23 protein-coding genes and 1 pseudogene are annotated in these 25,476 nt (G+C 67.2%); 21 read left to right on the forward strand and 3 right to left on the reverse strand.

Going from position 1 to position 25,476, the window contains the following annotated elements; genetic code table 11:
• The first annotated feature begins 31 nt into the window (after positions 1 to 31).
• The 10 genes from FB548_RS02800 to FB548_RS02845 all read left to right on the forward strand — a co-directional run bounded on the left by FB548_RS02800 (position 32) and on the right by FB548_RS02845 (position 7,732).
• The gene (locus tag FB548_RS02800) at positions 32 to 463 is read left to right on the forward strand and encodes a YbaN family protein (protein ID WP_255470383.1); all 432 of its coding nucleotides are present in this window, start codon (positions 32 to 34) and stop codon (positions 461 to 463) included.
• Positions 464 to 503: 40 nt separating this feature from the next.
• Positions 504 to 713 (forward strand): lipoprotein, encoded by a 210-nt coding sequence (locus tag FB548_RS02805; RefSeq protein WP_142123224.1) that lies wholly within the window; start codon positions 504 to 506, stop codon positions 711 to 713.
• A gap of 25 nt (positions 714 to 738) precedes the next feature.
• Complete coding sequence (dapF, locus tag FB548_RS02810; protein ID WP_255470285.1) at positions 739 to 1,569, forward strand: diaminopimelate epimerase; 831 nt, start codon at positions 739 to 741, stop codon at positions 1,567 to 1,569.
• Entirely contained in the window at positions 1,566 to 2,240 is a 675-nt protein-coding gene (locus FB548_RS02815; protein WP_185741947.1) for a DUF484 family protein, read from the forward strand. The genes dapF and FB548_RS02815 overlap by 4 nt, the downstream gene beginning before the upstream one ends.
• Before the next feature lie 140 nt (positions 2,241 to 2,380).
• Entirely contained in the window at positions 2,381 to 3,256 is an 876-nt protein-coding gene (gene xerC, locus FB548_RS02820; RefSeq protein WP_255470286.1) for a tyrosine recombinase XerC, read from the forward strand.
• A 206-nt stretch (positions 3,257 to 3,462) separates the two neighbouring features.
• Positions 3,463 to 4,014, forward strand: a complete 552-nt coding sequence (gene hslV / locus FB548_RS02825) for an ATP-dependent protease subunit HslV (RefSeq protein ID WP_142123228.1) — start codon at positions 3,463 to 3,465, stop codon at positions 4,012 to 4,014.
• A gap of 68 nt (positions 4,015 to 4,082) precedes the next feature.
• The gene (gene hslU / locus FB548_RS02830; RefSeq protein ID WP_142123229.1) at positions 4,083 to 5,471 is read left to right on the forward strand and encodes an ATP-dependent protease ATPase subunit HslU; all 1,389 of its coding nucleotides are present in this window, start codon (positions 4,083 to 4,085) and stop codon (positions 5,469 to 5,471) included.
• 95 nt (positions 5,472 to 5,566) lie between these two features.
• Positions 5,567 to 5,905 carry a zinc ribbon domain-containing protein YjdM gene (locus FB548_RS02835; protein WP_142123230.1) on the forward strand — a complete coding sequence of 113 codons (339 nt, stop codon included), beginning with the start codon at positions 5,567 to 5,569 and terminating at the stop codon, positions 5,903 to 5,905.
• A gap of 44 nt (positions 5,906 to 5,949) precedes the next feature.
• Positions 5,950 to 7,266, forward strand: coding sequence for a DoxX-like family protein (locus FB548_RS02840; protein WP_142123231.1), 1,317 nt, complete (start codon positions 5,950 to 5,952; stop codon positions 7,264 to 7,266).
• 1 nt (position 7,267) lies between these two features.
• Positions 7,268 to 7,732 (forward strand): DUF2269 domain-containing protein, encoded by a 465-nt coding sequence (locus tag FB548_RS02845; protein ID WP_142123232.1) that lies wholly within the window; start codon positions 7,268 to 7,270, stop codon positions 7,730 to 7,732.
• Between the two features lie 15 nt (positions 7,733 to 7,747).
• Here FB548_RS02845 and FB548_RS02850 read toward each other — a convergent pair whose 3' ends face one another.
• Positions 7,748 to 8,203, reverse strand: coding sequence for a nucleoside deaminase (locus FB548_RS02850; protein ID WP_142124078.1), 456 nt, complete (start codon positions 8,201 to 8,203; stop codon positions 7,748 to 7,750).
• A 68-nt stretch (positions 8,204 to 8,271) separates the two neighbouring features.
• On the opposite strand from FB548_RS02850, the gene FB548_RS02855 reads away from it, so the two are divergent.
• From FB548_RS02855 to FB548_RS02880, 6 genes are all read left to right on the forward strand, one after another.
• Complete coding sequence (locus FB548_RS02855) at positions 8,272 to 9,984, forward strand: hypothetical protein (protein ID WP_142123233.1); 1,713 nt, start codon at positions 8,272 to 8,274, stop codon at positions 9,982 to 9,984.
• 351 nt (positions 9,985 to 10,335) lie between these two features.
• Complete coding sequence (locus tag FB548_RS02860) at positions 10,336 to 11,883, forward strand: hypothetical protein (RefSeq protein ID WP_185741948.1); 1,548 nt, start codon at positions 10,336 to 10,338, stop codon at positions 11,881 to 11,883.
• A 91-nt stretch (positions 11,884 to 11,974) separates the two neighbouring features.
• Complete coding sequence (gene ubiE, locus FB548_RS02865) at positions 11,975 to 12,736, forward strand: bifunctional demethylmenaquinone methyltransferase/2-methoxy-6-polyprenyl-1,4-benzoquinol methylase UbiE (RefSeq protein ID WP_142123235.1); 762 nt, start codon at positions 11,975 to 11,977, stop codon at positions 12,734 to 12,736.
• A gap of 88 nt (positions 12,737 to 12,824) precedes the next feature.
• Positions 12,825 to 14,738, forward strand: a complete 1,914-nt coding sequence (locus tag FB548_RS02870; RefSeq protein WP_142123236.1) for a M1 family metallopeptidase — start codon at positions 12,825 to 12,827, stop codon at positions 14,736 to 14,738.
• 3 nt (positions 14,739 to 14,741) lie between these two features.
• Entirely contained in the window at positions 14,742 to 15,719 is a 978-nt protein-coding gene (locus FB548_RS02875; protein WP_142123237.1) for an alpha/beta hydrolase, read from the forward strand.
• An 11-nt stretch (positions 15,720 to 15,730) separates the two neighbouring features.
• Positions 15,731 to 16,453: a hypothetical protein gene (locus FB548_RS02880; RefSeq protein WP_142123238.1), complete on the forward strand. Its 723-nt coding sequence runs from the start codon at positions 15,731 to 15,733 to the stop codon at positions 16,451 to 16,453.
• A gap of 11 nt (positions 16,454 to 16,464) precedes the next feature.
• Here the strand turns inward: FB548_RS02880 and FB548_RS02885 are convergent, their stop codons facing one another.
• Positions 16,465 to 17,826: a GGDEF domain-containing protein gene (locus FB548_RS02885; RefSeq protein WP_221625898.1), complete on the reverse strand. Its 1,362-nt coding sequence runs from the start codon at positions 17,824 to 17,826 to the stop codon at positions 16,465 to 16,467.
• A 241-nt stretch (positions 17,827 to 18,067) separates the two neighbouring features.
• Positions 18,068 to 19,000, reverse strand: coding sequence for a carbohydrate kinase family protein (locus tag FB548_RS02890; protein WP_142123240.1), 933 nt, complete (start codon positions 18,998 to 19,000; stop codon positions 18,068 to 18,070).
• A gap of 315 nt (positions 19,001 to 19,315) precedes the next feature.
• On the opposite strand from FB548_RS02890, the gene FB548_RS02895 reads away from it, so the two are divergent.
• From FB548_RS02895 to rodA, 5 genes and pseudogenes are all read left to right on the forward strand, one after another.
• On the forward strand, positions 19,316 to 20,362 hold the full coding sequence (locus tag FB548_RS02895) for a rod shape-determining protein (protein WP_055937350.1): 1,047 nt from the start codon (positions 19,316 to 19,318) through the stop codon (positions 20,360 to 20,362).
• A gap of 124 nt (positions 20,363 to 20,486) precedes the next feature.
• Positions 20,487 to 21,539 (forward strand): annotated as a pseudogene (gene mreC, locus FB548_RS02900) (rod shape-determining protein MreC); the annotation flags it as partial.
• Between the two features lie 110 nt (positions 21,540 to 21,649).
• The gene (gene mreD / locus FB548_RS02905) at positions 21,650 to 22,135 is read left to right on the forward strand and encodes a rod shape-determining protein MreD (RefSeq protein WP_142123242.1); all 486 of its coding nucleotides are present in this window, start codon (positions 21,650 to 21,652) and stop codon (positions 22,133 to 22,135) included.
• Positions 22,136 to 22,138: 3 nt separating this feature from the next.
• Positions 22,139 to 24,307, forward strand: a complete 2,169-nt coding sequence (gene mrdA, locus FB548_RS02910) for a penicillin-binding protein 2 (RefSeq protein ID WP_142123243.1) — start codon at positions 22,139 to 22,141, stop codon at positions 24,305 to 24,307.
• Positions 24,304 to 25,440: a rod shape-determining protein RodA gene (gene rodA / locus FB548_RS02915; RefSeq protein ID WP_142123244.1), complete on the forward strand. Its 1,137-nt coding sequence runs from the start codon at positions 24,304 to 24,306 to the stop codon at positions 25,438 to 25,440. Before mrdA ends, rodA begins: the two co-directional genes overlap by 4 nt.
• The last annotated feature ends 36 nt before the right edge of the window (positions 25,441 to 25,476 follow it).

Here is a 25,476-nt window from a genome sequence, read left to right on the forward strand (position 1 = left end):
ATCGGCCGTCGATTTGGGGTACAAGGTCGCCGTGCACGATACGCCGCCACCGCGCGATCTTCCCGAACCGAGGCCAGCCCGCTTCCGCTGGGCGTGGTGGCTGCTGGCCTACGCCAGTCTGGGCATGGGCATCCTGGGCGTGTTCGTTCCGGGGCTGCCGACCACGGTCTTCATCCTGATCGCAGCGTACGCAGCGTCGCGCGGTTCGGAGCGCCTGCATCGCTACCTGGTCACGCATCCGCGCTTCGGCCCGATGATCCACGATTGGCATCTGCATCGTGCCGTCTCCCGGCGCGCCAAGTGGGTCGCCACAGGGACGATGCTGGTCAGCGCGCTGATCCTGGTGACGCTGATGCTGTGGACCGGATCGCACCTCTGGTGGATGGTTGCCTTGCCGATCGCCTGCATGGCCACGGTCGGCGCGTGGCTGTGGAGGCGACCGGAGCCGCCGCGCAAAGGCTGAGCGGCAGCCGCGTTCATCGGGCTGTGGCTATACTCTCGGCATGAACCGGAACGCCCGTCTTTTCTTCGCTGCCGCCCTGATGGCGGTCTTGTCCGCTTGCGGTGCCAAGGGCCCGCTGTTCATGCCGGAGAAGCCGGTCGAGGAGGCGCCCGTGACGCCCGTCGACGCCGCGCCACCCGCAAACGACGACGTGCCCGCCGAACCGCCGATCGATCCCGCCACGGTGCCTGCCACCGACGGGAATGGCTGAGTCCTCGCACGCGCGGACCGCGGCGATGCGTTTCACCAAGATGCATGGTGCCGGCAACGATTTCGTCGTGCTGGATCTGCGCGACGGCCGGCTGCCGCCGGATGCCGCCTTGGCTGCGGCGTTGGCGGATCGGCATCGTGGTGTCGGCTGCGACCAGATCCTGACCATCGAACCCCCCCGAAGCAACGACGCGGTAGCGGCCTACCGCATCTGGAACTCCGACGGCTCGCCCTCGCAACAATGCGGCAACGGCGCACGTTGCGTGGCGGCCTGGCTGGTGAGGGACGGTGCGGCGACCGGAAACACGTTCGAGGTCGACAGCCCCTTGGCGACGCATGCCGTCGAGCGTATCGGCGATGACCGCTATTCCATCGCCATGGGCGTGCCGGAGTTCGCGCCGGCACGCATCCCGTTGCAGGGCTTCGACCGGCCGCGCGCGGAGTACGACGCTGACGTGGACGAGGGCGTGAAGCTGCGGTTCGGCGCGGTGTCGATGGGTAATCCCCACGCCGTCATCGAAGTTCCGTCCGTGGATGCGGCCCCGGTGCTGCACTACGGGCCTTTGCTGCAGCGGTCGCGGCATTTTCCGGAGTCGGTCAACGTCGGCTTCGCCGAAGTCGTCGCGCGCGACCGCGTGCGCCTGCGCGTGTACGAGCGTGGCGTAGGCGAGACGCTGGCCTGCGGCAGCGGCGCCTGCGCGGCGGCGGCCGTGCTGATACGGCGGGCGCGTGTCGATCGCGACGTGGCCATCGCGCTGCCGGGCGGGGAGCTCCGCATCCGCTGGCCGTCAGACGACGCGCCGGTCATCATGTCCGGGCCGGCGGCATTCGTATTCGAAGGGGAATGGAAAGCATGAGCGAGACAGCGGAAAAACTGGGTGCACACGACGTCGCGGCGTGGCTGCGTCGCCACCCGACCTTCCTGAAGCAGTTCCCGGACCTGGCGCTGAGCATGGTGGTGCCGCGTGACGAAGGCCCGACGGCATCCCTGGCCAGCTACCAGTTGGAAGTGCTGCGCGACAAGAACCGCGAGTTGTCCAAGCGCCTCGGTGACCTGTTCGCCAATGCGCAGGAAAACGAACGCCTGGCCGTGCGCACCCACCAGCTTGCTTTGACACTGATGAAGCAGGGCACCGCTGCCGATACCTTGCGTGCGATGGCCGCCTCGCTGGCCGAGGACTTCAATGGCGACCGCGTCAGCATCGTGATGCTGCAACCGGTGGCCGGGCTGGAGGAAGGCGACTGGTTGCAGGTGGTGCCCGCGGACAATCCGCACATGGCGCCCTTCCGTGACTGCCTGCGCGACGGTGAGCCGATCTGCGGCCGCCTGCAACCGGAGAAGCACGTGCTGCTGTATGGTGCGCGCGCGGAGGAAGTCGCTTCCTCGGCCTTGCTGCCGCTGCCCGGCATCGGCCTGGTGGCCGTGGGCAGTCGTGACGGCAACCGCTTCTATCCCGGCATGGGCACGCTGTTCCTGCGCATGATGGGCGATACGCTGGTGACGGCGTTGAAGCGGTTCGATGGTTGAGGCGAGGCGATCGCCTCATGCCGTCATTCCGGCGAAAGCCGGAATCCATTCCGTTCCTGCTCTTGCGGCGGGCCGCGTGAGGCAAACACACGGGCAACATGGATTCCGGCTTTCGCCGGAATGACGGGGAGGGAGGGACCATGTCCGTCACCGACTTCCTCGCTTATCTCGAAGTCGAGCGCCGCGTCTCCGCGCACACGCTGGATGCGTATCGTCGCGATCTCGCAGCGCTGACGGAGTGGATGCAGGCCCAGGACATAGCAGGCCTGGCGGAGGTGCAGGCCGAGCAGCTGCGCGGCTTTGTCGCCAGCGAGCACCGGCGCGGCCTGTCGCCGAAGAGCCTGCAGCGTCGCCTGTCGGCGTGTCGCAGCTTTTACCGGTGGTTGCTGAAACATGGTCGCATCGCGGCCAGCCCCGCCGCGGCACTGCGCGCCCCCAAGGCGCCACGCAAGCTGCCACAGGTGCTGGATGCGGATGAAGCCGTCAGGTTGGTCGAAGTACCGGTCGATGCGCCGCTGGGCAAGCGTGATCGCGCGCTGCTGGAGCTGTTCTATTCCTCCGGCCTGCGGCTGAGCGAACTGTGTGCGCTGCGCTGGCGCGACCTGGACATGGCGGGCGGCATGGTGACGGTGCTCGGCAAGGGCAACAAGGAGCGCAAGGTGCCGGTGGGCTCGCACGCGCGCAACGCGCTGGTCGAATGGCGGCAGGAACGGCCATCAGGCAACGAAGGCTTCGTGTTTCCGGGCCGTGGCGACGGTCCTATCTCGCAGCGTGCGGTGCAGATCCGCATCAAGCAGCTCGCGCAGCGGCAAGGCCTGTTCAAGCACGTGCATCCGCACATGCTGCGGCACAGTTTCGCCAGCCACATCCTGGAATCCTCCGGCGATCTGCGCGGCGTGCAGGAACTGCTGGGCCACGCCGACATCGCCACCACCCAGATCTACACGCACCTGGACTTCCAGCATCTGGCCAAGGTGTACGACGCGGCGCACCCGCGGGCGAAGCGGAAACGCTGAGTCCCTGTAGGAGCGACGTGAGTCGCGACCGCACGTCCGCACGAGCGGGGCCGCTGCATCAGGCGTGACCTCGCGGATGGTGCCTGGTGGCTCGGGGATCGCGGTCGCGACTCACGTCGCTCCTACAGGAGATCAACCAACCCGAAGGTCATGCTTGAACCGGGAGGCGGCGTCCCCACCTCTGGGGGAACACCCCGGAGGCCTCCATGGACCCCAGCCAGAACCCGAACGTCTTCCACGCCACCACCATCCTTTGCGTACGTCGCAATGGCCGCGTCGCCGTCGCCGGCGACGGGCAGGTGACGCTGGGCCACACCGTGATGAAAGGCAATGCGCGCAAGGTGCGCCGGCTCGGTCGCGATGGCCAGGTGCTGGCCGGTTTTGCGGGCGCCGCCGCCGATGCCTTCACGCTGTTCGAGCTGTTCGAGGCCAAGCTGGAAAAGCACGGGCAGCTGACGCGTGCCGCCGTGGAACTGGCGAAGGACTGGCGCACCGAGCGCCGCCTGGGCAAGCTCGAAGCGTTGCTCGCTGTCGCCGACAAGGAGACGTCGCTGATCATCAGCGGCACCGGCGACGTGATCGAGCCGGAGGACGGCATCATTGCCATCGGGTCCGGGGGGTCCTACGCCCTGTCCGCGGCGCGCGCGCTGCTCGCACACACCGAACTGGACGCGAAGTCCATCGCCGTCGAATCGCTGAACATCGCTGGCGACATCTGCATCTACACCAATCGCAACGTGGTGGTCGAAGAGCTTTGATGCTTCGGCCGTCCATGTGCCCCGACCCATGCGGTCGGGGCTGAAGCCCCTCCTACAGAACCATCGCCATGACCGAGAACACGTCTTCCACCATGACCCCGCGCGAGATCGTGCAGGAACTCGACCGCCATATCGTCGGCCAGCAGGCCGCCAAGCGCGCGGTGGCCATCGCGTTGCGCAACCGCTGGCGCCGCATGCAGCTCGACGACGGCCTGCGCAACGAGGTGATGCCGAAGAACATCCTGCTGATCGGCCCGACCGGCGTCGGCAAGACCGAGATCGCGCGCCGCCTGGCGACGCTGGCCAACGCGCCGTTCGTGAAGGTCGAGGCCACGCGTTTCACCGAGGTCGGCTACGTGGGCAAGGATGTCGAACAGATCGTCCGCGACCTGGCCGATACCGCCGTCAAGATGTACCGCGAACAGGCCAAGGCGCGCATGCGTACCCAGGCCGAGGACCGCGCCGAGGACCGCATCCTGGATGCGCTGCTGCCGCGACGCGAGGGCGCAGGCGGCGGGTTCGGGTTCGGTGCGAACACCACCACCACGGTCGACATCGGCGCAGAGCCATCGTCGAAGGAATCCGAGACCCGGCAGAAGCTGCGCCGCCAGCTGCGCAGCGGCGATCTGGACGAGCGTGAGATCGAACTGGAGCTGGCCGCCAATGTCGGTGTCGACATCATGACGCCCCCTGGCATGGAGGAGATGGGCCAGCAGCTCCGGCAGATGTTTTCCAACCTGGGCGGCAACAAGACCCACAAGCGCACGGTGACGATCAAGGCCGCGCGCCCGCAGCTGATCGAAGAAGAGGCCGCCAAGCTTGTAAACGAGGACGACATCCGCGCCGCCGCCATCGAGGCCTGCGAGCAGCACGGCATCGTCTTCATCGACGAGATCGACAAGGTCGCCAAGCGCGGCGGCACGATGAGCGGTGGCGACGTCAGCCGCGAGGGCGTCCAGCGCGACCTGCTTCCGCTGGTGGAAGGCAGCAACGTGTCGACCAAGTACGGCACGGTGAAGACCGACCACATCCTGTTCATCGCCTCGGGCGCGTTCCATCTGGCCAAGCCCAGCGACCTGATCCCGGAACTGCAGGGTCGCTTCCCGATCCGCGTGGAGCTGTCCGCGCTCAGCAAGGAGGATTTCATCCGCATCCTCACCGAGCCCAAGGCCGCGCTCAGCAAGCAGTATGTCGAGCTGATGAAGACCGAAGGCGTTGCGTTGCGCTTCAGCGACGATGCCATCGACCGCGTCGCCGAGATCGCTGCGCTGGTCAACGAGCGGCAGGAGAACATCGGCGCGCGCCGTCTGCATACGGTGCTGGAGCGGTTGCTGGACACGCTGAGCTACGAAGCCCCCGATCGCGACGGCCAGAGTGTGGTCATCGACCGCGCCTACGTCGATGCGCACTTGGGCGAACTGGTGCAGGATCCGGATCTCAGCCGCTACATCCTGTGACACCTGGAACCCGCCGCAAGGCGGGTTCTTCGTTTCCGGAGCACGTGGGTGCGTCGGTTACAATCGACGCATCCCCGAACACCATCTCCATTCCCATGAGCACGCTACCTCCCTGTCCGCAATGCGCCTCCGCCTACACGTACGAGGACGGCGCGCAGCTGGTGTGTCCGGAGTGCGGCCACGAGTGGTCTGCCGATGCCGTCGTCGCTGGCGATGAAGCGCGTGTCATCAAGGACGCCAATGGCAACCTGCTGCAGGACGGCGACACCGTCACCGTCATCAAGGACCTGAAAGTGAAGGGTTCTTCGCTGGTGGTGAAGGTGGGTACCAAGGTCAAGAACATCCGCCTGGTCGATGGCGACCACGACATCGATTGCAAGATCGACGGCATCGGCGCGATGAAGCTGAAGTCGGAGTTCGTCCGCAAGGCCTGATCCGGCGTTTCTCCCACCACGCTCGACGGACACGGAACGACCGCATGGAAACCCCTGCACAGGCTTCACCGGACGGGCAGAGGTGTAACGTGCTGGTGGTAGGTGGAGGGGGATTCATCGGCGGCTACCTGGTCGCGGCGCTCCGTCGCCATGGCTGGCGCGTGCTGCTTGCCGTGCGGCCGAAGGGACGTCCGTTGGCGGATGACGAACGCGCCTGCGACCTGCAGGCGATGCGGCTGCCGGAGGATTGGATGCCGCTGCTGGACAGCGTCGATGTAGTGGTGAATGTTGCGGGCATCCTCCGTGAACAGGCGGGACAGACCTTCGAGGTCGTGCATGTGGTCGCACCGCTGGCGCTGGCAGAGGCCTGCGTGGCGAACGGCGTGAGGCGTTTCGTGCAGATCTCCGCGCTCGGCCTCCCCAAGGACGGGCCCTTCATCGCATCCAAGCATCGCTTCGACGAACAACTCTGCGGTCTCGCGATGTCCTCCGTCGTGCTGCGGCCTTCGGTCGTCTATTCCGTCAGCGGTTCCTATGGCGGCACCTCGCTGCTGCGGGCGTTGGCGGGTTTCCCCGGCGCGCAATGGCTGCCCGGCGATGGCCGATGGCAGGTGCAGCCCGTCGCGGCGGAAGATCTCGGCGAACTGGTGGCGCGTGCCGCAGGCAACATCGCGACAGGTATCTACGAGGTCGGTGGCCCAACCCCGATGACGCTGCGCGACTACCAGCGCCAATGGCGGCGCTGGCTGCGCGTCCCCGGTGATCACGTGGTGACGGTACCGCCGGCCTTCGTCTCGCTGGCGGTCTCGGTGATGGAAGCGCTGGGCCGTGGACCCGTGGGGCGAACGATGTGGCGCATGCTGCGACGTGGCAACACGACCGCGCCGGATGCGGCCGATCGCCTGCATGCCGCCTTCGGCGTGCGGCCGCGCACGCTCGCGGAAGCATTGCAGCAGGCGCCCAGCCAGGTGCAGGACCGTTGGCAGGCGCAGCTCTATTTCCTCGCGCCTGCCTTGCGTTGGTCCGTGGTGGCGTTGTGGCTACTGTCGGCGCTGGCTGGCTTCCTTACGCCGGCCGACGACATCCTGCGCTTGTCCGCCGGTACGCCGCTGGCAACTTGGGATCCGGTCATGCTTGCGCGCGTCGGCGGTGCGGCCGACTTCCTGCTGGGCGCCTGGCTGGCCAGTGGCTGGCGGCCGCGCGCGGCCATCGGCGCAATGCTGCTCCTGCTGCTCGTGTACACGCTGGTACTCGGCGGCATGGTGCCGGCGCTGTGGTGGGACCCGTTGGGCGGGCTGGCGAAGAATGTGGTGTTGCTGCCAGCGCTGGCGGTGCTGTGGGTCGTGACGGAGCGACGCTGAGATGATCTATCTGTGGGTGAAGTGGATCCACATCCTGGCATCCACGCTGCTCTTCGGCACGGGACTCGGCATCGCGTTCTTCATGTGGCTGGCGCACCTGCGCGGTGATGCACGCGTGATCGCGTCGACCGCGCGCACCGTGGTCATCGCCGATACCTGCTTCACGGCGCCCGCCGTTGTCGTGCAACTGGCGACGGGATGGTGGCTGACCCGACTGCTGGGCCTGCCGCTGGATGTCTTCTGGGTGAAGTCGGCGCTGGTGCTGTTCTTCGTGATCGGCGCGTGCTGGCTGCCGGTGCTGTGGTTGCAGGTCCGTGCGCGCGACCTTGCCGTGCAGGCCGTGGCGGCATCGCAGCCGCTACCGCCGGCGTACTACCAGGCCATGCGCTGGTGGTTCTGGCTCGGATGGCCTGCCTTCATCAGCGTGATCGGGATCTTCTGGCTGATGGTAATGAAGCCGGCCTGACGTCGGCGCCGCCCATCAATCCTCGCCGATATCCTCGTTCCACACCTCGGGATTGGCCCGGATGTAGTCGCCGAGCAGGTCGATGCATTCCTGGCTCTGCAGGTCGATGACGTTGACGCCGGACTCGCGCAGCCAGTCGATGCCGCCCTGGAACGTCACCGATTCGCCCACCACCACCGTGCCGATGTTGAACTGGCGCACCAGCCCGCTGCAGTACCAGCATGGGGCGAGGGTGGTGACCATGATGGTGTCGCGGTAGCGGCGCTGGCGGCCGGCCTTGCGGAAGGCGTCGGTCTCGCCGTGCACAGAGGGGTCGCCTTCCTGCACGCGGCGGTTGTGGCCGCAGCCCAGCAGTCGCCCGTCGTTGTGGTACAGCGCGGCCCCGATCGGAATGCCACCTTCGGCCAGACCCTGGCGCGCTTCGGCGATGGCGGTTTCGAGGAGGGCGTGGTAATCGGGCGTGGGGCTCATGAAGGATTCGTCGTTGGCATGCAGCGTGACGCTGCTCAAGAATCCAGCATCACACATCACCGAGTGTGATGCCACTCACGGTGCGTCGCGCGCGCGCGCACTACAACGCCTCTGGCGCGCGTGACGCGCATCTGCATCGCGATGGAGCGGGGGTGGACATGGAGACGGGGGCAAAGAAGGGTCGCGTGCTGGCGACCATCGCATGGACGATGCTGGGTCTTGCGGGGATCGGTGATGTCCGCGCGCAGACCATCGAACAGGGGTTGCTGCAACTGGAGTGGGGCGACCCCGCACGGCCGGCACCCGGGAAGGCGCGCCTGGCGCCCCGTTTCAATGCACACCTGGTGAAAGACGATGGGAGTCGCATCGCGCTCGATGCGGCCCAGGCGCGGCTGGCGGCGGGCGATCTGTACGTGCTGGCCAATCGCCGCGTGGCGGTGTCTTTCGCGCTGCAGGGAAGGGTGATGTCGTCCGCGCCCATGATCCAGGCCATCGTGCCGGCGGATCGGGTCACGCAATCGGCGCCCGCACATCCCGCCAACGCCCGCGTGATGGCGGCGGCGCCCGTGGGTGGCAACACGCGCTGGGTCACGCTGATGTGCAAGTTCAGCGATATCGGGACCGAGCAGAAGACCAAGGCCTTCTTCGACTCCCAGTACGGTGACGCGGTCGGGCAGCTCGGCCACTACTGGCGCGAGGTGTCCTACGACAAGATCAACCTGTCCGGCAGCAGTGCCTACGGCTGGTTCGCGCTGCCGCAACCGCGCAGCCACTACGTGACCAAAGAAAACGGCGAGGACAAGGCCGACCTCAGGAAGCTGTTCGCCGATTGCGGCGCGGCAGCGGATGCGACGGTGGACTTCAACAGCGTGCAGGGCGTGAACATGATGTTCAACGGCGACCTGGATGGCTACGCGTGGGGTGGTGGGAGTTGTGCGCCGCTGGAAGGCAAGACAAACCTCTGCACACGCGTTACCTGGAATCCGCCCTGGTCCTTCAGCAACCTGGCGCCGCTTGCGCACGAGATGGGCCATGGCTACGGTTTGCCGCATTCGAACAACTCCGATGGCGACGACGATACCTACGACAATCCATGGGACGTGATGAGCGACGGCTGGGCGAATGCGGTGAGCGACGCCACGTACGGTACGCGCCCCAAGCACATCAACATCTTCCAGCGGCACCGCTTGAACTGGGTGGATGCGCCGCGCCAGCAGGTGATCGCACTGGGCGACCTGTCGACGCGCGACATCGCGCTGGACTATGCGCACCTGCCGGCTTCGGGCAACGTGCAGATGCTCGTGCTTTCGCTGTCGCCCCAGGCGGATCCGTACGCGACCATCGTCTACATATTGGAGGCACGGAAGCGCCAGGGTACCTACGAGAACGCGCTCGCGGGCGACGCGGTGATCATCCACAAGGTCGAGCGCTCGGGTACGGCGTACAGCGTGGATGCCGACGTGCCGGCGGCCAACCGCGCGAACAATGAAGGCTCCATGTTCAAGGTGGGCGAGCGCTGGGTCACGCCTGAGGGGTCGCATGTGGTTACCGTAAAGACGCAGACGGCGACAGGCTTCGTGTTGACGGTGGGCCCCCTGCGGATCATGAGCAGCCCGTTGCCTGCGCTGGTGAGGCCGGCTTCCGTATCGTCCCCCTCCACGCCAATCCAGGCAGTCGCGCCGGCGAATCGCAATGCCATCCGTGCGAAGCCGCCCGCGCGATGCGGTGCAGTGCATTTGGGTAACGTGCGTGCGGCGGTGTGCGCACAACGCGAGCGCTGATCCGTAGGGAATCCCCCGACACATTCCGGTATTCCCTGACGTCGCGCGCATGCGCGATGTCGATAGCGAACACGATGGGGTTCGCGTTCGATTCCTGCACTGCATCGCAGTTCGGCGCATCCGCATCGCGAATACGCATGTTCGCGACGAAACCCGCTCAAGACCCGCCCAGGCCAGCCGACACCCCCTCATGGCGGTGTCATGTCGGCCCGCCCATCGTGAGCGGGGTCGCGCGTGTTCAAACACCGATCGGCCGATGCACGGCAGGCGCGCATTCGGGCGCTCATCGCCGGCTGTGTATTGGCGTTTGCAGGCATTCTCCCGGCCTTTCCGTTGCGGGCGGAAACCGTTGTGCAGGGCATCCTGCAACTGCAGTGGGCGGATCCCCCGCGAGCGCTGCCCGGCCGCGTGCAGGCAGCGCCCCAACTGGACGTGTGGTTGGAAACCGGTCCTGGCCGGCGCGTACCGCTGGATGTCGCGCAATCGCGGCGCGCGGCGGGCGACCTGTATGCGCTGGCGAACCGCCATGTCGCGGTGTCGTACCAGGCACCGGTCACGAAGGTGATGTCATCCTCATCGGCGCGCTCCGTGATCGACACCATCGTGCCCACCGGACGGGTTCCGCAAAGGGCGAAATCGGTAGGCGCGGATGGGCGCGTGATGGCCGCGGCGCCCGTGCTCGGCGCGACGCGCTGGGTGACGCTGATGTGCAAGTTCGCCGACATCGAAAGCGAGCAGAAGCCGCGCGCCTATTTCCAGGAGCAGTACGGCAACGCGCCGGGCCAGCTGGGCCACTACTGGTCGGAGGTGTCCTACGGCCAGGTCAACCTTGCGGGAAGCACCGCGCACGGCTGGTACACGTTGCCGCAACCACGCGCCGCGTACCTGACCACCACCAACGGCAAGCAGAAGGCGCAGTTATCCACGCTATTCGCCGACTGTGCGGCGGCGGCGGATGCCGAGGTGGACTTCAGCAACATCCAGGGCGTCAACCTGATGTTCAACGGTGAACTGGATGGCAACGCGTGGGGCGGCGGCGCCTGTGCGACGCTCGACGGTGTGTACACCTGCACGCGGGTAACGTGGAGCCCGCCCTGGTCGTTCGCCAATCTCGCGCCGCTTGCCCACGAGATGGGGCATGGCTACGGCTTGCCGCATTCGAACAATTCCGACGGTGACAGCGACACCTACGACAATCCGTGGGACCTGATGAGCGATGCCTGGCGCAATGCCACCAGCGACACGACCTATGGTCTGCTGCCCAAGCACATCAACATGTATCAGCGCGAACGGCTGGGCTGGTTGCCGTCGTCGCGCAAGCGCACCATTGCTGCCGATAACCGCGATATGCAGGAGTTCGTGCTGGATGCGGCCAGTCTGGTGCAGACGACCAATGCGCAACTGGTCGTGCTGGCCATGCCGTCTCAACCGGACCCGTACAAGACCGTGATTTACACGCTGGAAGCGCGGCGCCGCACCGGGACCTATGAAGCCAAGCTGGCCGGTGACGCGGTAATCATCCACAAGCTGGAGGATTACGGCATCGCCTACAGTATCGACCGTGATGTTCCCGCCGCCACCCTTTCGAGCAATGAAGGCTCGATGCTGAAGGTGGGCGGTCGCTGGAACACGCCCGACGATCTGCATTGGGTCGAGGTGGTGTCGGCGACGGCGAATGGCTTCGTGGTGCGTGTCGGGCCGCGGCCGCGCTCGATGAGTTCGCCTGCGCCCGTGCTCGTGAGGCCGGCCACGGTCGCGGCTTCTTCATCGCCGCCGGTCAGCCAGCCGCCACGGGTGACGCCGGTGGCCGCGCCGGCCGACAGGACCCGCAGGCGCGGCTGCGACGTACTGCCCAGGGCGCTGCGCCTCCAGGCCGTGTGTGCACTGATGGAGCGCTGACTACCCCGGGCCGGGGTCGCCCGGCCTGCTCGAATACGGGGTGGATACCCAGGCCGTGGGCTGGCCCGGCCGGTAGTGCGATAATCCGGCCATGAGCGAATCCCCCTACGAACGCGGCACCACCCATTTCGGCTTCCGCGATGTCGCCGCCAAGGACAAGCAGAAGCTGGTGGGCGAGGTCTTCACGTCGGTCGCCGGCAATTACGACCTGATGAACGACCTGATGAGCCTCGGCATCCATCGGGTGTGGAAGCGCTACTTCGTGGGGACCTGCCAGGTGAAGCGCGGCGACCGCGTGCTGGACCTCGCGGGCGGCACGGGCGACATCGCCGCCTTGCTGAAGGATCGCGTGGGCGACACCGGGCAGATCGTGCTGGGCGACATCAATGCCGGCATGCTGTCGGTGGGCCGTGACCGCATGACCGACCGCGGCCTGGTGCAAGGCCTGGAGTACGTGCAGTGCAATGCCGAGGCATTGCCGTTTCCCGACGCCAGCTTCGACCTGGTCACCATTGCCTTCGGCCTTCGCAACGTCACCGACAAGGACGCCGCGCTGCGCGACATGCACCGCGTGCTGAAGGTCGGCGGGCAGGCGCGCGTGCTGGAGTTTTCCGAAGTCACCGTGGACTGGTTCAAGCCGGTATACGACTTCCACTCGTTCAAGGTGTTGCCGAAGCTGGGCAAGCTGTTCGCGCAGGACGCGGACAGCTACCAGTACCTGGCCGAGAGTATCCGCAAGCACCCGCCGCAGGCCGAGCTGCAGGGCATGATGGATGCTGCGGGCTTCGCGAGGACGAGCTACAAGAACCTTTCCGCCGGCATCGTGGCCATCCATACCGGCTACAAGGTCTGAGCAGGCGCACCGCATCCCGGCAGGACGGGCCGGTCCGCCGCGCGGCGCGGTAAACTTGGGACTTCCCCCGATCGCTGGAAGTCCCCTGATGCGTTCACTGGCTTTGCTGATGTCCTGCGCCGCCGTGCTGGTGGCCGGTTGCTCCAAGGAACCTGAATCCGCCCCCGTGGCCGCCACGCCCAAGCCCGCTATCGAGAAGGTCGTCGACCGCGACGAGCATTCCTATGCCGAACCGCAGAAGGTCGCCATCGCCGACCTGGCGCTGGACATCGCCGTCGACTTCGACACCAGGACCATCGGCGGCACCGCCACCTATACCCTGGACTGGAAGGACAAGGCGGCCACCCAGCTGGTGCTGGATACGCGCGACCTGACCATCGAGAAGGTCGAGGGCGAGGCGAACAACGCCTGGGCGCCGCTGCAGTACGCGTTGGCCGCCAAGGATCCGGTACTGGGCAGCAAGCTGACCATCGAGACGCCGGCGCGCAACGCCAAGGTCAAGGTCACCTACAAGAGCTCGCCGGAGGCGTCGGGCCTGCAATGGCTGACGCCGGAAATGACCGAAGGCAAGCAGCTGCCCTTCATGTTCAGCCAGTCGCAGCAGATCCACGCGCGCAGCTGGGTGCCACTGCAGGACACGCCGCAGGTGCGCTACACCTACAGTGCGCACGTGACCTCGCGTCCGGACGTGATGGTGCTGATGAGCGCCGACAACGATCCAGCCGCTGCGCGCGACGGCGACTACACCTTCAAGATGCCGCAGAAGATCCCGTCGTACCTGATGGCGATCGCCGCGGGCGACCTGGTCTTCAAGCCGATCTCCGCCCGCAGTGGCGTATGGGCCGAACCGGCGATGGTCGACAAGGCTACCAAGGAGTTCGAAGACACCGAGAAGATGATCGCCACCACCGAGCAGCTGTACGGCCCCTACCGCTGGGACCGCTACGACATGCTGGTGCTGCCGCCCTCGTTCCCGTACGGCGGCATGGAGAACCCGCGCCTGAGCTTCATCACGCCCACCGTGATCGTCGGCGACAAGACGCTGGTCTCGCTGATCGCGCACGAGCTGGCGCACAGTTGGTCGGGCAACCTGGTGACGTTCTCCAGCGCCAAGCACGGCTGGCTCAACGAGGGTTTCACCAGTTACGTGGAGAACCGCATCGTCGAATCCCTGTATGGCAAGGAACAGGCCAGCATGGAATACGCGATCGCGCGCAACAGCCTGAAGAAGGAAATCGGCACGATGCCGGAGGCCACCCAGGCGCTGGCGGTGAAGCCGGGCACGAAGCTGGATGCCGACGACGCGCTCAGCGCCGTGTCCTACGACAAGGGCGCCTGGTTCCTGCAGATGCTGGAGGAGCGTTTCGGCCGGCAGGAATTCGACGCCTTCCTGCGCGGCTACTTCGACCACTTCGCTTTCCAGAGCATCACCACCGAACAGTTCCTGGACTATGCGAAGAAGAACCTGTTCGACAAGCATCCGAACCTGGTCAGCGATGCCGAGATCCAGGAATGGGTCTATGCGCCGGGCATCCCCGCACGCGCTCCGCAGGTGCAGTCGCGTGGCTTCTCCAGCACCGACACCGCGCGCATCGCCTGGCAGGGAAGCGGCCAGTTGCCGAACCCGCAGGTCACCGACACCTGGATCACCCAGCAGTGGGTGCACTTCATCGAGGGCATGGGCGACAAGCTGACCGTGGAGCAGCTCAAGCAGCTCGACGACGCGTATCACTTCACGGGCACCGCCAATGGCGAGATCGCGATGCGCTGGTATCCGCTGACGATCCGCAGCGGCTACGTGGACGCGCGTCCGGAGATCGCCAAGTTCATCGAGCGTGTCGGCCGCCGCAAGCTGATCATGCCGATCTACGAAGAACTGGCGAAGACGCCGGATGGCCTGGCCTTCGCACGCGAGAGCTTCGCGCGCGCCAGGCCGGGCTACCACCCGATCACGACGGGTTCGGTCGAGGCGACGCTGGCGAAGGCACCGGCGGGCCCGTAAGGCATGCCGCTCCGCCTGACCCGCGCACGGACGGTCGCCCTGGGGGCGGCCGTTCTTGTCTGTGCACTGGTGGTGTGGGCAGGGCGGGACCCGATGGCGCCGCTGCGTGCCACCATGGCCTTGCAGGGAGCGTGGGTAGGGCTGTCCGAGAAACGCATCGTCATCGGCGACCACCGCTGGGCCTACGACGAGCGCGAAGCAGCGTCGGACGATGCCCCGACGGTGGTCATGGTGCATGGCTTCACCGGCAGCAAGGAGAACTGGTACCCGCTCGCGGCGCGGCTGCGTGGCCGGTATCGGCTCGTCATCCCGGACCTGCCTGGCTGGGGCGAGAGCCAGCGTGTCGCCGGGTCGGACTACGGATTCTCTGCACAGGCCGGGAGGCTGGCGGCGTTCCTTGCGCAGGTCCGGCGCGAGGGCAGCCCGATCGTGCTGCTTGGTCATTCGATGGGCGGCGGCATCGTGGCGATCACGTCGGCCCGGCATCCGGAACTCGTCGCACGCGTGGGCCTCATCGATGCGGCGGGCGTGCGGTTCGCTGACAACCGCTTCGGCGTCGAAGTGCTGGCCGGGCAGAATCCATTCGCCGTCCACGATGCCGCGACGCTGCAGCGCTACCTCGATACCGTCTTCCACGATCGCGGCGTGCAGCCGTCCATCCCGTGGCCGGCATCGCGGGCGGTGATCGACTGGCGCGCCGCGCAGGCGCCATTCGAGCAGCAGGTGCTGGACCGCATAGGCCGCAGCGACGAACGCTTCCTGCCAGGCGAGGCGGCTGCTTCGATCCGCCAGCCGGTTCTGCTGCTGTGGTGCCGGCAGGACCGCGTGATCGATCCCAGCGCGATGGCGCTGTATGCCGCGAAGATGCCGCAGGCCAGACAGGTTTCACTCGATGGTTGCGGCCACATGTCCATCATGGAAAAACCCGACGAAGTGGCGGCCGCAGTCGCCCTGTTGATCCAGCGAGGCGTACCCCGATGAAGCAACACGCAATGAAGTCCCTCCTGCTCGCGATCGCCTGCGTGGCCGTCTCGGCTTGCGGTGACCGCGAAGCCGAACGCGCAGCCGCTGCAGCGGCGCAGGCCGCCGCCGTCGAGCAGCAGGCGGCCGACCTGGCGAAGAAATACGACAGCGCCGTGGCCTCCAGCGACTGGGACATGGCGCGTATCCACGGCGTGGCCCTGCTCGACCAGTATCCGCAGAGCGAGGCGGCTGCCCGCATCGGCCCGGGCCTGGACGACGTGAAGGGAAAGGCTGAAGCCGCGCGCGAGCAGCGCCGGATGGAAACCCTGTGGGATTACTCGCAGGTCGCTGTCGACGGCGGCACGCAGCGTTCGGCCGCATTGCTGAGCAAGGAGCCGGTGGACGTGGACGGCAGCGGCGCCAAGCCGGTGCAACTGGTGTTCCGCGACCATCCCACCTGGAAGCGCAGCAGCTACCTGGTGCTGCAGGCCAGCGACTTCGCCAAGGCGTGCTACAGCCGCTGCCAGGTGACCGTGGTCGCAGACGGCGCCGCACCGAAGCGCATGTCGGCAAACCGGCCGGATACCGACGAAGCCACCGCAATGTTCATCGACGACGAAAAGGCCTTGTGGCGTCTCGCGCGCAAGACGAAGGTGCTGGAAATCGAGTTCACGGTGAAGGATGGCAGCACGCACAGGGCCCTGTTCGAGACCGGTGGTCTGGATGGCAGCCAGATGCCGGGATGGGATTGAGTCGGTCCGCCCTAGGCCACGACCCGGTCCCGCCCCATCGCCTTGGCGCGATAGAGCGCCACGTCGGCCTGGCTGAGTAGCCGTTCCAGCGCATCGGCGCTCTCCGGACTGGAGGGCGCGGACACGCCGACGCTTACCGTGATGTCGAGGATGCGCCCGTCGTCCAGCGGCATGGGCTCGCCCGCAAGTTCGCGCAGGCGCTCGGCCACGGCGATGGCCGACACCGCGTCGACGCCCGGCAGCAGCACCGCGAACTCCTCGCCGCCCAGCCGGCCGAACAGGCCGTCTTCGCGCAGGTGCGTGCGCATCCGTTGCGCGAAGGTGGCCAGGACGGCGTCGCCCGCAGCATGCCCATGGCGGTCGTTGACCGACTTGAAGTGGTCGATGTCCAGCATCATCGCGACGACAGGTTCGCTGCGGCGATGGGACTGCGCCATCAGGTCGCCTCCGCGGCGAAGGAAGGCGCGGCGGTTCAATGCGCTGGTCAGCGCATCGTGATCGGCGGTGTGGTTGAGGGTGGCGAGCAGGCGGTTGCGCATTGCATTGACGCTGGCAACCGTGAGGGGCGCCACCGCGAGCAGCGCCATGCCCATGCGCAGCGAAATGACCGGCTGCACGCTGGTCTCCTGCAAGTGCAGATCGATTAGGCCCGTCGCGATCGCGATCAGCGTCCACATGCACAGCAATGCCGTGATCACCGCCGTGGTGAACAGGCGATACGCCAACGCGCACCACAGCAACGCCGGTACCGGGAACGCGATGGCGCCAGGCCCACCGATGGTCACGCCCAGCAGGATCGTCAGCGCCAGCGCGACCAGCGGCAGCAGCAGGAGGGGCCGCTGGCGTGCGCGGTCCAGTCCGTCGCGGAGTTCGCGAAGCGCTTCCGCGGGCGCGGGAGCCAGCAGGACGACCGGCAGGATGGCCACGTAACTGACCAGTTCGGCGGAAAACCAGAAACCGCTGGCCGTCAGGAAACCCATCCGCATCATCGCGTGCGAGGTCACGCTGCCCACCAGGCTCGCGCCCACTGCCGCGGTTGCCGATACCGCCAGCACCCCCAGCATGGACAGCGGATGCTGCAGGCGGCGGTCTTCCTCGCGGATGTGGCGGAACACGAGATAGCCGGCCAGTACGCCCGCCAGGTTTGCCGCCGTCAGGCGCAGGGTGGTGGGCAGCGACGTGTCGGTGAGCAGGTCCGCCGCGACATAGCCCAGCGCAGCCGCCGCCCAGCCGGCGGGTGACGCCAGCGCCGGACGGCGCGCGAACAGCCCCAACAGCAGTGCATTGGTCAGCCAGAACGCGGCCAGCTGCTTTTCGGGACGGGTCAGGATGCCGAGGCCGCTGGCGAGGAAGACCACCACGGCGACCAGCATGGCCTGGAGCGACAACTGACGGAGCAGGACGAGGGTGGATACGGGAACGCTCGGATCCCGTGGAGTGGGTTGGCGTTGCTGCCCGACCATACTGCCCCTGCCTGATTGCTTACGGCGCGGGGACGGGCACCAGCGCCACTCCCCGGCCTTACCTTACGCATTGCGCATCGGCAGCGCGAGTGCGCCGGCCACCTTGCCGCGGCCAGCGCCAAGGCGGGAAGTGGGAATGTGTCGGTTCCGGTTACAGCGAATAGCCGAACTGCTGCTTGAACTGCTCGTTGAACTCGTCGTAGTCGAAGCGCTGGTTCTGAGTTCCTGGATGCTCGACTTTCAAGGCCCCCATCAGGTTGCCCATGCGGCCGATGGTCAGCCAGTCGTACCCCTTCTCGATGCCGAAGATCAGGCCGGCGCGGAAGGCGTCGCCGCAGCCGGTGGGGTCGGTCACGCGGCGCTCGTGCGCCGGCGGGATGTCGTAGGTCTTGTCCGGCGTGTGGATCTGCGAACCGTGCGGGCCACGGGTAGTGATGTACGCCTTCACGCGCTTGACGATGTCGGCCTCGCTCCAGCCGGTGCGCTCCTGCAGCAGGTTGGATTCGTAGTCGTTGACGGTCACGTAGTCCGCCAGTTCGATGAAGTGGCGCAGTTCCTCGCCGTTGAACAGTGGCATGGCCTGGCCGGGGTCGAAGATGAAGGGGATGCCGCCCTCCGCGAACTCGGCTGCGTTCTGGATCATGCCCTCGCGCCCGTCGGGGCTGACGATGCCGAACGTCACCCCGGCCACGTCCTTCACGTGGTTCTCGTAGCTGCGCATCATCGCGCCCGGATGGAAGGCGGTGATCTGGTTGTTGTCGTGGTCGGTGGTGATGAACGCCTGCGGGGTGAACAGCTCGTCGATCACCTTCACTTTCTCCAGGCGGATGCCCTGCTCGGTGAAGTGCTCGCGATAAGGGCCGAAATCCTGCCCCACCGTGGCCATCGGGATCGGGTCGCCGCCCAGCAGCTTCAGGTTGTAGGCGATGTTGCCCGCGCAGCCACCGAACTCGCGGCGCATGCGCGGCACCAGGAACGACACATTCAGGATGTGCACCTTGTCCGGCAGGATGTGGTTCTTGAACTGGTCCGGGAACACCATGATGGTGTCGTAGGCAAGGGAACCACAGATCAGTGCGGACATCGGCAGACTCGGTTGGAGGCGGATGCGGCCGTCCCGGGCCGCAGGAAAAACGGGACGTGCGCCCCATTCCCGGCGCGCCGGTGCGAAGGTTACCGGCTGGGGCCGGTGCCGACCAGCCTTGATCCGGCGATGCCGGCCGCGCGATGGCCGGGGCGAAGCGAGCGTGCAAGCGACGCGGACAGCGGTTTTCCCCTTGTATTCACGAGATTTTTCCTTGCCCGCACCATGCCGGATTGTTAGGCTAGCTGACTTCGTTTTTTGCCCAAAAAATCGCCATTTCAAGGCGATCCGCCCCCAGCAGGAACCCGTCCCCCGATGTTCAAGAAGCTCCGCGGCATGTTCTCCAACGACCTGTCCATCGATCTGGGCACGGCCAATACCCTGATCTACGTGCGCGGACAGGGCATCGTGCTGAACGAACCCTCGGTCGTGGCGGTGCGCCAGGACCGTGCCATCGGCGGCTCGCGCTCGGTCGCGGCGGTCGGCGCGGAGGCCAAGCAGATGCTCGGCCGCACGCCCGGCCACATCACCACCATCCGCCCGATGAAGGACGGCGTGATCGCCGACTTCACCTACACCGAGGCGATGCTGAAGTACTTCATCAAGAAGGTGCACAAGTCACGCTTCCTGCGCCCCAGCCCGCGCGTGCTGGTGTGCGTGCCGGCCGGCTCCACCCAGGTGGAGCGCCGCGCGATCAAGGAATCGGCCGAAGAGGCCGGCGCCCGCGACGTCTACCTGATCGAGGAGCCCATGGCGGCTGCCATCGGCGCCGGCATGCCGGTGACCGAGGCGCGCGGTTCGATGGTCATCGATATCGGCGGCGGCACCACCGAGGTGGCGGTGATCTCGCTGAACGGCATCGTCTACTCGCAGTCGGTCCGCATCGGCGGCGACCGCTTCGACGAGTTCATCACCAACTACGTGCGCCGCAACCACGGCATGCTGATCGGTGAAGCCACCGCCGAGCGCATCAAGCTGGAGATCGGCTGCGCCTACCCGCAGGCCGAGGTGCAGGAGATGGAGATCTCCGGCCGCAACCTCGCCGAGGGTGTGCCGAAGATGATCAAGATCAACTCCAACGAAGTGCTGGAAGCCCTGCACGAACCGCTGTCCGGCATCGTCAGCGCGGTCAAGCTGGCCCTGGAACAGACCCCGCCGGAACTGTGCGCCGACGTCGCCGAGCGCGGCATCGTGCTGACCGGTGGCGGCGCGCTGCTGCGCGACCTGGACCGCCTGATCAGCGAGGAGACCGGCCTGCACGTGCAGGTCGCTGACGATCCGCTGACCTGCGTGGCGCGTGGTGGTGGCCGTGCGCTGGAACTGGTCGACATGCACGGCAACGAGTTCTTCGCGCCGGAATGATGTGAAGCCGTGATGTGTGATTCGTGGTTCGTGATTCGCATGCGGCAGCGACCGCCGCCCCGGGTCACGTACGGATCGCAGCCTGGCCGTTGCGAATCACCCATCACGAATCCCCAATCAAGAGATGCCTTCCTACGCCGGTCCCCCCGTTGCCTCCCGCCCCGGTGAAGTCGCCAGCACGCTTCGACTGCTGGGCTATCTGGCGCTGACTATTGCGCTGGTGATCCTGGACCATCGCGGTGGCTGGCTGTCGCAGGTGCGTGCGCAGGCCAACGTGGTCACGCAGCCGTTGTGGTGGGTGGCCGGCCTGCCCGGCCGTGTGACCACCCGCGTACAGGACGATGCCGTGACGCGCAGCGGGTTGCAGGAAGAGAACGCGCGCCTGCGCAACGATGCGCTGGTCGCCAACGCCCGGCTCGCCCGCCTGCAGACGGCGGCGGCCGACAACGCCCAATTGCGCGCGCTGCTGGGCGTGAAGACCTCCCGCGGGCTGGACGTGCAACTGGCCCCTATCCTGGACATCGACCTGGCACCCGGTCGCCAGCGGCTGGTGCTGGATGCGGGCAGCCGCGCAGGGGCTACTGTCGGGCAGTCGGTAATCGACGCGGGCGGCCTGATGGGGCAGATCATCGAGACCACCCCCGCCCATGCCACCGTGCTGCTGCTGACCGACCCCGACCACGCGGTGCCGGTGGTGGTCGCGCGCAACGGCGTGCGGCTGATCGTCTATGGGCGGGGCCGCAACGATCTGCTGGAGCTGGCCGATGTGCCGCTCAACAGTGGCGTGCAGGTGGGCGACCTGCTGGTGACCTCCGGCCTGGGTGGCCGCTTCCCGGCCGGGTTTCCGGTCGGCACGATCTCTGCCCTGCGTACGGATGACAGCCATGCCTTCCTGGTGGGTGACGTCACGCCGGCCGCGCGCCTGGACCGCGGCCGCGACGTGCTGTTGCTGAAGTCCGCACCGCCACAGCCATTGCCGCCGGCCGATCCGGCGCGATTCCTGCCCGAAGCGCCGTCGCCAGCGGAAGGCGCGACCCAGCCGGAAGACGTGTCCGCGCCCGCGACCCAAAGCCCCTCTCCCCCCGGGAGAGGGGTTGGGGTGAGGGGCAACGAAGGTAGTGTGGTCGCCGCCGAACAAGCGGCCACCGCGCCCGCGACGGTTTCCCCGCAAGCCCCGCGCACTGCGAACGTCCCGACCCTCACCCCAACCCCTCTCCCGGCGGGAGAGGGGCGCAATGAACCGGCGTCGACCACCCCGGCCTCGACGCGCCCGCAGGAGCCGCAGCGATGAGTCGCGCGCGCGCCGGTTGGCTGATGCCGTTGAGCATCATCGTCGCCTTGCTGCTGGGCCTGTTGCCGTTGCCGGACCTGCTGCAGCCACTGCGCCCGTACTGGCTGGCGCTGATCGTGGCGTACTGGGTGATCGAGGCGCCGGACAGCGCAGGCCTCGGTTTTGCCGTCGCCATCGGCCTGGTCGCCGACCTGATGTTCGGGACCCTGCTGGGCGAACAGGCGCTGCGGCTGCTCATCATGGCGTTCATCCTGCAGCGCTTCCGCGCGCGGCTGCGCTTCTTCCCGATGTCGCAGCAGGCGCTGGCGGTCGGTGGCCTGCTGCTCAACGACCGTATCGTGACCACCGTGGTGCACCTGGCGCTGGGCGAACCGACGCTCCCGTGGGAATACTGGTGGGCGCCCCTGCTGGGCATGTTGCTGTGGCCGCCGCTGTTCGTGCTGATGGACGCGCTGCGGCTGGGTCGCCGCAAGCGGGGCTGAGCGATGATCGGGCCGCGCCGGCGCAGCAAGAACCCGCATGCCGAAGCCGACCAGTTCCGTCGGCGCGCGGTGACGGGCTTCGTGGTCGTGGCGCTGTGCCTGATCGGCCTGGGCGCCTGGTACTTCAAGCTGCAGGTGATCGACCATGACGACTACGCCACGCGCTCGGAAGCCAATCGCATCCGTCCGCGCCCCGTCGTGCCCGGCCGCGGCACCATCTACGACCGCAACGGACTGCTGCTGGCGGAGAACGTGCCGGCGTTCCGGCTCGACGTCACCCCGGACAAGGTGAAGGAACCGGCAAGGCTGGTGGCCGAGCTCGGCCGGATCATCGAACTCTCGCCCGAAGACATCGAGCGCTTCGAGGCCACGCGCAAGGCCACGCGCGGGTTCCGCCCGATCACGCTCAAGCTGCGCGTGGGCGAGGAGGAAATGGCGCGCTTCGCGGTGGACCGTTGGCGTTATCCGGGCGTCGAGCTGGTGCCCTACCTGACCCGGCGCTATCCCTACGGCGACCTGTTCGCGCACATCGTCGGCTACGTGGGCCGCGTGGACGAGAAGGACCTCGAGCAACTGGGCGAGATCAATTCCGCCCTGACCCACATCGGCAAGACCGGGCTGGAGCGCTACTACGACGAACAGCTGCGCGGGAAGATCGGCTACGAGAAGGTCGAGACCAACGTGGAGGGGCGCGCGCTGCGCGTGGTCGGGCGCGTGCCGGCACAGGCGGGTACCGACCTGCGGCTGAGCGTGGACGCGAAACTGCAACAGGCCATCGTCGATTCGTTCGGTGAACTGGAAGGCTCGGCGATCGCGGTCGATCCCCGCACCGGGGAGATCCTGGCCATGGTCAGCCTGCCCAGTTATGACCCCAACCTGTTCGTCAACGGCATCTCCAGCAAGGACTTCAGGGCGCTCAACGAGAATCCGTCGCGGCCGCAGTTCAACCGCCTGGTACTGGGTGGCGTGGCGCCGGGCTCGACGCTGAAGCCGTTGATCGCGCTGGCCGGCCTGGACAGCGGCAAGCGCAAGCCCGAGGACACCGTCGTCTCGACCGGCATGTTCTACCTGCCGGGCACCAGCCGCGGCTGGGGCGATGCCAGCCGGCGCGGGCATGGCGTCACCGACCTGCGCAAGTCGATCTCGCAGTCGGTCAACACCTATTACTACCGGCTCGCGCTGGACCTGGGCATCACCCAGTTCGACGACTACATGGAGCATTACGGCTTCGGCCAACCGACCGGCGTCGACCTGCGTGGCGAAATCGGCGGCATCCTGCCGTCGCCGCAGGCCAAGCTGAAGGCGCGCAAGGAGCGCTGGTACCCCGGCGACACGGTCAACGTCGCCATCGGGCAGGGCGACTGGAAGGTCACGCCGCTGCAACTCGTGCGGGCGACGGCCGGGATCGCCAACGGGCAGATGCGGCGTCCGCACCTGGTCAGCCAGACCCGCGTGGGCTTCGATCGGCCGTGGGAGCCGATGCCGCAGCCTGCGCCCATTGCGATCAGTCCCAACCCCGCGAACGTGGCGGTGGTGCGGCTGGGCATGCAGGACACCATGCAGCCGGGCGGCACCGGCTGGCGCGTCGCCCTGGGCGCGCCCTACCTGATGGCCGGCAAGACCGGTACCGCACAGGTGATCAGCCGCCGGGGCACGGCTGCCGTCGATCCGCGCAGCCTGCCGATGCATCTGCGCCATCGCTCGCTCTTCGTCGGTTTCGCGCCGGCCGACAACCCCACGATCGCCATCGCCATCGCGGTGGAAGGTGGCGGTTACGGCGGCAGCACGGCGGGACCGATGGCGCGCAAGATTTTCGATGCGTATCTGCTTGGGAAGATGCCGGAGAAGGAAGCGGCGGAGGGAGGGGAACCGGGAACGGGGAACGGCAATGTTTCACCGAGCCCACTCGTGCCGCAGGACACGCCAGCGGTGCCCACTTCACCGGTGTCGCCGCCGTCGGGAGCGCCCGCTCAAAGCCCCTCTCCCGCCGGGAGAGGGGTTGGGGTGAGGGTCGGCGGAGATCGGATGGGTGGAGGCGTTCATGGCGTGGCCGCGCGCGCGCCTTTGCGCTCGAATATGCCGACCATCGCGCCTGTCCCGACCCTCACCCCAACCCCTCTCCCGAGGGGAGAGGGGCTTGCAGGCGCGCGCGCGTTGAGGACATCGGCATGACCGACCTGCTGCGCTGGGGCTTCGACCTGCTGCGCCACCTGTTGCGCACGCTGGACTGGCCATTGCTGGGTGCGCTGGTCGCCTTGATGGCGGTCGGTCTGGCGGTGCTGTACAGCGCCGGTGGCGAAGCGCTGGGTTCGCGCCTGATGGTCGCGCAGGGCGTGCGTTTCGGCGTGGGCCTGGTGGCGATGTGGGCGCTGTCGCGCGTCTCGCCGGTGCGGCTGCGCGCGTGGACACCGGGCGTGTTCGCGGTGGCGCTGGTGCCGCTGGTGCTGGTGCTGTTCATCGGCACCGGCAAGCACGGTGCGCACTGGATCGACCTGAAGTTCTTCTACCTGCAGCCGTCGGAACTGCTGAAGATCGCGCTGCCGATGATGCTGGCGTGGTACCTGCATCGCGAGCCGCTGCCACCGGGCTGGCGTACGACCTTCGTGTCGGCGCTGCTGATCGGGTTGCCGACCGGCCTGATCCTGATGCAGCCGGATTTCGGCACGGCGATGCTGGTCGCTGCGAGCGGTGTGTTCGGCCTGTACCTCGCGGGGCTGTCGTGGTGGTGGTTCATGACGGCGGGCGTGCTGGGCGGCACGGCGGTGGGCCTGGTGATGTTCGCGCCGATCTCGTGGTTCTCGTTCCTGCGCGAATACCAGCAGAACCGCATCCTGACCTTCCGCGACCCCGAGAACGACCCGCTCGGTGCCGGCTGGAACATCCTGCAGTCGAAGATCGCGATCGGCGGCGGCGGCTGGACCGGCAAGGGTTGGGGGCAGGGGTCGCAGTCGCACCTGGATTACCTGCCGGAACACACCACCGATTTCATCTTCTCGGTGCTGTCGGAGGAGTTCGGTTGGGTCGGCGTGGCCACGGTGCTGGCGCTCTATCTGTTCGTCGTGGGGCGCTGCCTGTGGATCGCGATGGATGCGCGCGACACCTATTCGCGCCTGCTTGCCGGCACGCTGGGCATGGCGTTGTTCGTTTACGTCATCGTCAATGGCGGCATGGTGTCCGGCCTGCTTCCGGTGGTCGGCGTGCCGATGCCACTACTGAGTTACGGCGGCACGTCCGCAGTCTCGCTGCTCGCGGGCCTGGGCCTGGTGATGGCGGTGCGTGCGCACCGGCCCGTGCATGGATATTGATGCCGCATCACGACGCGCTCTGTTCACCCTGCACGC

It is taken from the genome of Pseudoxanthomonas sp. 3HH-4 (assembly GCF_006716465.1).
Classification (GTDB): Bacteria; Pseudomonadota; Gammaproteobacteria; order Xanthomonadales; family Xanthomonadaceae; genus Pseudoxanthomonas_A.